Genomic DNA, 8,106 nt, shown 5'->3' on the forward strand with positions numbered 1-8,106 from the left:
CAAGGCCGCCAGCACCCTGAAGGTGCTGGCGGCCGACGCACGGCAGCAACCGGCGAACCAACGTGAAAGACAAGCGGCCTCGCAAGTTGATAAGGTTTGCGAATCATCAACCTAGGCTCAGGTCTTAATCCCCTAGTGAACACTCTTTCCTCCGCCCGGCCGGCGCCGCGCAAGCTTGCTCTCGGGCTCATTCTGGTCCTGCCGCTGATCTGGGCCGCCTGCGCAATTCCGGCCCAGGCCGCTACCGCCGCAGAGCGCGCCAAAGCGCCGCAGTCGAAAGCCCAGCCCAAAGCCCAGTCCAAAGCTGTCGCCAAGGTTTCGGCAAAGACTCAAGCGAAAGTCGCTCCGGCCAAGCGCAAGGCCGTTGCGAAAGCCAAGGCCAAGGCCGCGACCAGCGATCTGGTGCTGAAGTCGAACGCAGCGCTGGTCATCGATGAAGACAGCGGCGAAGCGGTGGCCTTGAAGAATCCCGATGTCGTGCTGCCGATCGCCTCGCTGACCAAGCTGATGACCGGCCTGGTGGTGATCGACGCCAAGCTGCCGATGGAGGAGGTGCTGGAGATCAGCAGCGCCGACGTCGATACCGAAAGGCACACCTATTCGCGGCTCGCCGTCGGCTCTCAGCTGACCCGCGACGAGATGCTGCTGCTGGCGCTGATGTCGTCCGAGAATCGCGCGGCAATGGCGCTGAGCCGTAACTATCCGGGCGGTCGTGAAGCCTTCATCGCGGCGATGAACCTGAAAGCGAAGTCGCTGGGCATGAACTCGACCCATTTCGCCGATCCGGCTGGCCTGTCCAATCGCAGTGTCTCCACTGCGCGTGACCTGCATCGCCTGCTGATCGCTGCTCGCGCCCAGCCGCTGATGCGCAGCCACACGACGCAACTGGAAAGCACCGTCCACACCAACGGCCGCACGCTGACCTTCGGCAACACCAATCGTCTGGTGCGCGCCGCGGGCGACTGGAACATCGATCTGCAGAAGACTGGCTTCACCAACGAAGCCGGTCGTTGTCTGGTGATGCATGTCACCGTCGAAGGCCGCCATCTGGCGATGATCTTCCTCGACTCCAACGGCACACTGACCCGCTACGCCGATGCGGCGCGCGTGCGCCGGCGCCTGGCCCTCGAAGCCAAGGCACCGAATCAGCCGGGACCGATGGCCACGGCGACAGCAGCGTCTTCTTCCTGACCGCTGCCGTCCGGGTCCGCGCCCGGTCAGCTTGAGAGGCTGTCGAGCAGCTGCTCTCGTAGCGCCCGCTTGGTCACCTTGCCGCTCGGGGTCATCGGCAGCGCGGTAACAAACTCGATCTGCTTCGGCAGCTTGTAGCCGGCGATCAATTCACGGCAGTGGGCGATGACCTTGTCGGCGGTCAGGCCGGCAGCAGGATCGGCGACGATCACGGCGACGACCCGCTCGCCCCACTTCGCATCGGGCAGCCCTATTGCGGCGCAGAGCTGCACGCCATGCAGCTTCAGCAGCGCCTGTTCGACTTCGGTGGAGTACACGTTCTCGCCACCGCTGATGATCATGTCCTTGACCCGGTCGACGATGGTCAGCAGGCCGCGCGCATCGCGGAAGCCGGCGTCACCGGAGCGATACCAGCCGTCCTTGAACGCAGCCGCCGTCAGCTCGGGCTGTCGGTAGTAGCCGGTGCTGAGCGAGGGCGAGCGGATCCAGAACTCGCCGACTGAACCGTTCGGCACTTCGCGTCCTTCCGCATCCATCACCCTGATCTCGATCTGCGGCAGCGTGCTGCCGCAGGAGGCGAGGGCGGCTGCGTCATCGAGTTGATGCTGCGCCGGCCGCAGGAAGGTCACGCCGCAAGCGGTTTCGGTGGCGCCGTAGAACTGGATGAACTCGCAGCTGAGCGCCCGCAGTGCGCGGCCCAGCAGATGCTGGCCAATGCCGGCACCGGCATAGATCACGGTGCGAACGGAGCGGTAGTCCGCACTCGCCGCCTGCGGATGATCGAGCAGCATCTGGATCACCGTCGGCACCAGTGGCAGCACGGTGGGGCGGATGGTGGCGATCAGGCGGATCAGTTCGCCCGGATCGGGCATCGCGAACACGGCCACGGTCACGCCGCTGTACAGCGCCTGCAGCGACAGGCTGATGCCCATCGCATGGAACAGCGGCATGACGGTGAGCATCACGTCGTTCGGGGCATACCGGAACGAGGGTTCCAGATGCTCGCAGAGCCTTAGATAGAGCTGTCCCTGATGCGACAGCTGCACGCCCTTGGGCTTGCCGGTGGTGCCCGAGGTGTACATCAGGATCGACGTATGCCACGGGTTCACGTCGACGCCGGGATCGGCGTCGCTGGCTTGCGCGCACAGCGTTTTCCATTCGCTGTTCGCCGAGGTATCGAGCGAATCGAAGATCACGATCCGGCAGGCCTTGCCGCTGCCGGCAACGGCAAGCGCTGCGATGTTCGCGTACTCGCGATCGGCGATCAGCAGGCGCGGCTCGGCATCCTCGATAATCGCCGCCATCTCCGGCGCCGCCAGCCGCCAGTTGAGCGGCAGCAGCGCGGCATCGATGCGGTTGGCGCCGAACAGCAGTTCGAAGTAGCCGAGGCTGTTCTTGCCGAGCTGGGCGATGCGGTCGCCGGGCTGGACGCCCAGCGACAGCAAGAGATTCGCGACCCGGTTCGAGCGGGCATCGAGTTCGGCCCAGGACATCGCGCCGCGGCCATCGATCAGCGCCGGCGCTTCCGGCATCACCCGCGCGTAGTGGCGCGGGATATCGCCGAGCGTGCGGATCTCCTGCGGCAGCCACATGCTCAGCAGCCCACGGTCTTGGCACGTCCGGCTTGTTCGCCGGCTTCACCGATCCAGTCCGGCCAGCCGGCACGGCGGTTCTGTTCGCGGGCCAGCACCCGCTCTTCGGGCGTCGCGAATTCGAGATCCCAGCGCTTCAGTGCCGGCTTGATGATGCGCTCGTGCCAGATCGGCGGAACCAGTGCGGCGAAGAAGCAGATGAACAGGCTCGGCATCGGGATCGCATCCTGATGCGGCGCCAGCTTGTGGTACGGCTGGTAGGAATCCTGATGATGGCCGGCGTGATTGGTGATCTCGAACGAAGCGACTCTCGACAGCTCGCTCATGTGATTCCAGACATGACGATGACCGATGGCCGCGCCTTCGATGCGGATCAGCCCGTAGTGCTGGAAGTAGTTGAACGACTCCACCCAGACCCTTGCCGCGAGCATCGCGGTGACTGCCACCGCCACGCCCTGCCAGCCTGCGATCGAGAAGATCAGGCCCTGGAACACGAGCTGCGCCAGTGCGAAACGCCAGAAGCGGTTGCGCCAGTTCAGGGCGCTGTAGCCGCGTGCGCGCAGCGAGCGGTTCTCCAGACCGATGCAGATGCTGGCGCTGACGAACAGCTCGTGCAGCGCGAACCAGTACAGGTTCTGGCCGCGCGGCGCGGTGTCGCCATCCTTCGGGGTGCAGACGTCGATGTGATGACCGGCGACATGGCCGATGTCGCGCAGGCCGTCAAACATGCAGATCTGGGTCAGGTGGCCAAGCATCCGCGACGGCCGATGGCGCATGTGCCAGAGCTCGTGCGCGGCCGGACCGCCGGGCACCACCGAGATCCACATCAGCGAAAAGATGCTGCCGGCGATCTGCCAGCTGCTCAGCGTATCCGTCGACAAACGCCAGGCGGCCACGATGTAGATCACCAGAGAGCCGATCGAAGCGAGCCAGACCGGCAGCGTCGCCCAGAACTGGCTGCTCATCTGTCGCCTGCGCATGTTCTTCGGCAGCAAGGTGTCGAAGACGGCGAGCAGCGGAAAGGTGGCGATGCCGAGCCAGACCCAATGGCCGCCAAGCACGAAACCCAGGGTAGCGACGGCGACGATGCCAAACGGGATGTAGAACTTCAGATAGTCGTTCATTGCTGCTCCTCTTCCGGCCTGCACGTGGCCGGTGTTGCCGGTGGCGAGTCGCCGTCACGATTTGCAATCGGGTGACAGTCGACAGGTGTCGTTGCTGGTTACGGGTTCAACGGTCTCCGCTCTGATGCACGGCGCCGGCGCTGAGCAGCGCCGTGACCTGCGTATCGCTCAAGCCCCATTCGAGCAGCACCTCGCGACTGTGCTGGCCGGCTGCCGGTGGCGGCCGCTGCAGGCTGGCCGGCGTGCGCCCGAAGCGCGGTGCCGGTTGTGGATAGACGGTGCCATCGAATTCGGTGAAGTTGCCGCGCGCCTGCATCTGCGGATGCAGCGGCGCTTCGTCGATGTCCAGCACCGGCGACAGGCAGGCGTCGCGATTGGCCATCTCCGTCACCCAATGCTCGCGGGTGCGGGTCTTGAAGACGGTCGCGAAGCGGGCACGCATCGCTGGCCAGTGCTGACGGTCGTATTGCTCGGGCAGCGCTTCATTGCTCAAGCCCATGCCATCGAGCAGTGCCGTATAGAACGGCGGCTCCAATGCGCCGACGGCAACGAACTTGCCGTCCTGAGTCTCGTAGGTGCCGTAGAAGTGCGCGCCGCCGTCGATGAAGTTGCTGCCGCGTTCGGCCTGCCAGCTGCCGTGATGGCGCAGCGCCTGGAACGCCGACATCAGATTGCTGACGCCGTCGATGATCGCCGCGTCGACGACCTGGCCGCGTCCGGACTGGCGCGCTTCCATCGCCGCCGCGAGGATGCCGACCGCGAGATACATCGCGCCGCCACCAAGATCGGCGACCAGATTCAGCGGCGGCAGCGGTTGTTCCGCCGGGCCGATACTGTGCAGCGCGCCGGTCAGCGCCAGGTAGTTGATGTCGTGGCCGACAGTCTTGGCCAGCGGCCCGGTCTGGCCCCAGCCGGTCATCCGGCCGTAGACCAGCTTCGGATTGCGAGCGAGACAGATTTCAGGCCCCAGGCCCAGTCGCTCGGTGACGCCGGGCCGATAGCCTTCGATCAGCACATCAGCCTTTTCGACGAGATCGAGCACCGTGGCAATGCCATCCGGATGTTTCAGATCGATCGCGACCGAGCGCTTGTTGCGGTTGTAGAAGTCGTAACGCAGCGGCAGTTCGCCGACACCGCGCACCGCTGACGGTCGTTCGATGCGCAGCACATCGGCGCCGAAATCGGCGAGCAGCGCAGCGGCGAAAGGACCTGGGCCGAGGCCGGCCAGTTCGATGATGCGAAAGCCTTGCAGTGGGCCGTTCATGGTTGGGGCATCACGCGACCGAGATGCCGCCATTGATGCTGATCGCCTGGCCGGTCATCCGGCGCGCGGCCGGACTGGCGAGGTAGACGATCATCGAAGCCTGGTCGGCACAATCGGCAACGCCGAGATGCGCCATTGCAGAGGCTTTCTCGAACATCTTGGCACTGAACGGTTCGTTGAAGATCAGCTGCGCACCCGGTGTGCCGGCGATCAGCGAGGGCGTCAGCAGATTGATGCGCACGTTCTCGCGCTTGCACTCCAGGGCCGCGGTCTTGCAGTAGGTCAGGATCGCGCCCATCGCCGAGCCGACCATGGTTTCGCCCGGCGTCGGAATCTTGCCGGCATCGGAGGCCACCACGACGATGGCGCCAGCGCGTTGCGCCCGCATGCCCGGCAGCGTCGCGTGCACCATGTGCAGCGGCGGCAGCATGATTTCCTCGATGCGCTGCTGGAGGTCGTCGATCGGGATGTTGTGCATCAGCCGGGGCGGTGCGCTGGGTCCGGTGGTGCAGACCAGCACGTCGATCGCGACTAGCCGCTGGCGGCACTCGGCTTCGGCGCGCACGGCTTCGGTGGCGATCGTCGCGTCGACCCTGACGAAGCCGACATCGGCACCCGGTACGCGCTCCAACAGCTTCGCGCAGGCAGCAGCGCCACGCTCATCGTTGCGGCCAAGGATCAGCACGCGTGCGCCCTGCTCAGCGAACTGCGCGGCGGTTTCCCAGCCGACGCCGGCAGTGCCGCCGAGGACGACGACGCCGCATTCGGAAATCGGTTTCAGGCTCATGAGGCAAGGGGCTCAGGGGCTGCGATGAGGGTATGTTCCAGCAGCAGGCTGCGGATGGCTGGGGGAATGTCGCTGGAACGGCGGGTGCCTTCGTCGACCAGCACCAGCACCGATTCGGCGACCGAGATACAGCGCTCGCCGATGAACATGCCCTGCACCATGCGGCAGGAACGGGTGCCGATGGCCGACACGCCGGTGCCGACGTCGACCTCGGCCGGCCAGTGAGCCTCGCTCAGGAACTTGATGCGGAACTCGGCTAGCACCAGCAGTGCGCGCGGGTCGGCATCCGCGGCCATGAAGCGGCGCAGCAGGATCGCCCGGCCGGTCTCGGCGAACGCGCCGTAGACCAGGTTGTTGGCGTGGCCGGCCATGTCGGTGTCCGACCAGCGCACATGCTCCCGAACCCAGTGGCTGTACGCGGCGCGCTGTTTCAGCTGCGGCGCGTTGAGCGGATCGCTCACGGCTTTGCTCGAAGTCATCTTCAGAGCGGGCTGGCGTTGACGCCGACCCGGCCCTTGTCCTTCTTGTCGAGGAATTCCTGCGAGCGCCGGTTCAGTTCCGGATTGCCGCCGCACAGCGCGTAGCCGTACAGGCATTCCACTTTCAGCTGCTCGTCGAGCGTGCGGCCGATCACTTCGAAGATGGTTTCCTTCGCCGATTCCACTGCACGGCGATCGTTGCGCAGGATGCGCGCGACCATGTCCTCGGTCGCCGCCATCAGCTCGTCGTGCGGCACCACCTTCGACACCATGTTGCAGGCCAGCGCGCGCTGGGCATCGATCGGCTCGCCGGTCAGCTCCATCTCCAGCGCGATGCCGACACCGCAGGTGTTGACCAGGCGAACGATGCCGCCATCGGCCGGGTGCATGCCGCGGCGCAGTTCGAAGGAACCGAACTGGGCGCGCTCGGAGGCGATGCGGATATCGCAGGCCATCGCCAGCTCCAGACCGCCGCCAAGCACCCAGCCGTTGCAGGCAGCGATGATCGGCTTGTAGATGCGGTGCACGCCGCGAGTGATGCCGCCGGCGAAGCCGTCGAGCAACTTGTCGCGGCCGAGGCTGGGGCCGACGCCGTCCCATTCCGGCACGTGGGTTTTCAGATCGGCACCGGCGCAGAAGGCATCGCCGGTGCCGGTGATGATCGCGACTCTCAGTTCCGGGTCATCGCGGAAATCGCGCCAGATCTCGCCGAGCCGGTGATGCATCTCGAGGTCGATGGCGTTCTTGCGCTCGGGGCGATTGAACGTGATCCGCGCGATCTCGCCGTCTTTTTCGTAGAGGATCTTGGCGGTCATGGTTGGCGGTTCGTGCTGGGATTTTCGACGTGGGAAATGCGATTCATGGCGTGGCAGCTTCGACGACGCGCGCGTCTGCAACTCGCGTGGCATTCATCAAGGTATCGATCGTGGTCAGCTTGACGCGCGGCCTGCCGGCTTCGGCGCCAGCGCGGCGTTCGGCCTGGTCGATGCGCTGCCAGTCGGCGTAGGAAGTAACGGAGTACCGCTCGCGCAGCCTGGCCAGGACTTCGCGGCCGTCCAGCGTGCCTGCGCGCGGCAGCAAGCCGGCATCGGCATCGGCGAGCAGCGAGGCCACGCAGTCACGTGCGCATTTCTTGTTGCTGCCGATGATTCCGCGCGGGCCGCGGCGTATCCAGCCGGTCACGTAGGAACCGGGCAGCGGCGCATTGCCTTGCATCACGCGTCCGTCCTGGCTGGGCACCACGCCGTTCGTGTCGTCGAAAGGCAGGCCCGGGAGCGCCTGGCCGCGATAGCCGACCGCAGCCAGCAGCAGGCCGGTTTCCAGCACCTCGTTCGAGGAATCGTTCGCGAGCCTGGATGCCACCCGCAAGCCTTCGACGGCCTGGGTACCGATCACGGCGATCGGCAGGGTGTTGAAGCGCAGCACGATGCGGCGGCTGCCGCTGCGATGCTGGGTGATGAGTGCTCTGAGGATGCGCATCTTCAGATCACCGTCCTGCCCGGTTGCCAGCACCGATTCCGCCGCCGCCAAGTCTTCGACGACGATCGCGGTATCCGGCAGCTCGCCCAGTTCTTCGAGCTCCGGAAAATTGAACGCTGCATCCTGCGGACCGCGACGGCCCAGAACCACTACCTCGCGAATCTGGCTGCGCGACAGCGCTTCCAGCGCA

Annotated in this window: 7 protein-coding genes and 1 pseudogene; 1 reads left to right on the forward strand and 7 read right to left on the reverse strand. The window is 65.7% G+C overall.

Annotated elements, in window-relative coordinates; all coding sequences use genetic code 11:
* The first annotated feature begins 135 nt into the window (after positions 1-135).
* A complete protein-coding gene (gene pbpG, locus QZY06_RS00640) occupies positions 136-1,191 on the forward strand; it encodes a D-alanyl-D-alanine endopeptidase (protein ID WP_295678866.1) in 1,056 nt (351 codons plus the stop codon).
* 26 nt (positions 1,192-1,217) lie between these two features.
* Here pbpG and QZY06_RS00645 read toward each other — a convergent pair whose 3' ends face one another.
* The 7 genes and pseudogenes from QZY06_RS00645 to QZY06_RS00675 form a co-directional block, all read right to left on the reverse strand.
* Positions 1,218-2,783, reverse strand: a complete 1,566-nt coding sequence (locus QZY06_RS00645; RefSeq protein ID WP_295678869.1) for a long-chain-fatty-acid--CoA ligase — start codon at positions 2,781-2,783, stop codon at positions 1,218-1,220.
* Between the two features lie 2 nt (positions 2,784-2,785).
* The gene (locus QZY06_RS00650; protein ID WP_295678871.1) at positions 2,786-3,907 is read right to left on the reverse strand and encodes an alkane 1-monooxygenase; all 1,122 of its coding nucleotides are present in this window, start codon (positions 3,905-3,907) and stop codon (positions 2,786-2,788) included.
* 106 nt (positions 3,908-4,013) lie between these two features.
* The gene (locus QZY06_RS00655; protein WP_295678874.1) at positions 4,014-5,171 is read right to left on the reverse strand and encodes a CaiB/BaiF CoA-transferase family protein; all 1,158 of its coding nucleotides are present in this window, start codon (positions 5,169-5,171) and stop codon (positions 4,014-4,016) included.
* Positions 5,172-5,181: 10 nt separating this feature from the next.
* On the reverse strand, positions 5,182-5,958 hold the full coding sequence (locus tag QZY06_RS00660; RefSeq protein WP_295678877.1) for an SDR family NAD(P)-dependent oxidoreductase: 777 nt from the start codon (positions 5,956-5,958) through the stop codon (positions 5,182-5,184).
* Entirely contained in the window at positions 5,955-6,419 is a 465-nt protein-coding gene (locus QZY06_RS00665; protein WP_295678880.1) for a thioesterase family protein, read from the reverse strand. Before QZY06_RS00665 ends, QZY06_RS00660 begins: the two co-directional genes overlap by 4 nt.
* Positions 6,420-6,439: 20 nt before the next feature.
* Positions 6,440-7,252 (reverse strand): enoyl-CoA hydratase/isomerase family protein, encoded by an 813-nt coding sequence (locus QZY06_RS00670; protein WP_295678883.1) that lies wholly within the window; start codon positions 7,250-7,252, stop codon positions 6,440-6,442.
* A 43-nt stretch (positions 7,253-7,295) separates the two neighbouring features.
* Positions 7,296-8,106 (reverse strand): annotated as a pseudogene (locus QZY06_RS00675) (NADP oxidoreductase); the annotation flags it as partial.

The organism is uncultured Nevskia sp. (assembly GCF_903885465.1).
Taxonomy (GTDB): domain Bacteria; phylum Pseudomonadota; class Gammaproteobacteria; order Nevskiales; family Nevskiaceae; genus Nevskia.

Coding starts and splice junctions, on each gene's coding strand:
- QZY06_RS00645 (WP_295678869.1), bottom strand. CDS start 2,783: ATGTGGCTGCCGCAGGAGATCCGCACGCTCGGCGATATCCCGCGCCAC.
- QZY06_RS00650 (WP_295678871.1), bottom strand. CDS start 3,907: ATGAACGACTATCTGAAGTTCTACATCCCGTTTGGCATCGTCGCCGTC.
- QZY06_RS00655 (WP_295678874.1), bottom strand. CDS start 5,171: ATGAACGGCCCACTGCAAGGCTTTCGCATCATCGAACTGGCCGGCCTC.
- QZY06_RS00660 (WP_295678877.1), bottom strand. CDS start 5,958: ATGAGCCTGAAACCGATTTCCGAATGCGGCGTCGTCGTCCTCGGCGGC.
- QZY06_RS00670 (WP_295678883.1), bottom strand. CDS start 7,252: ATGACCGCCAAGATCCTCTACGAAAAAGACGGCGAGATCGCGCGGATC.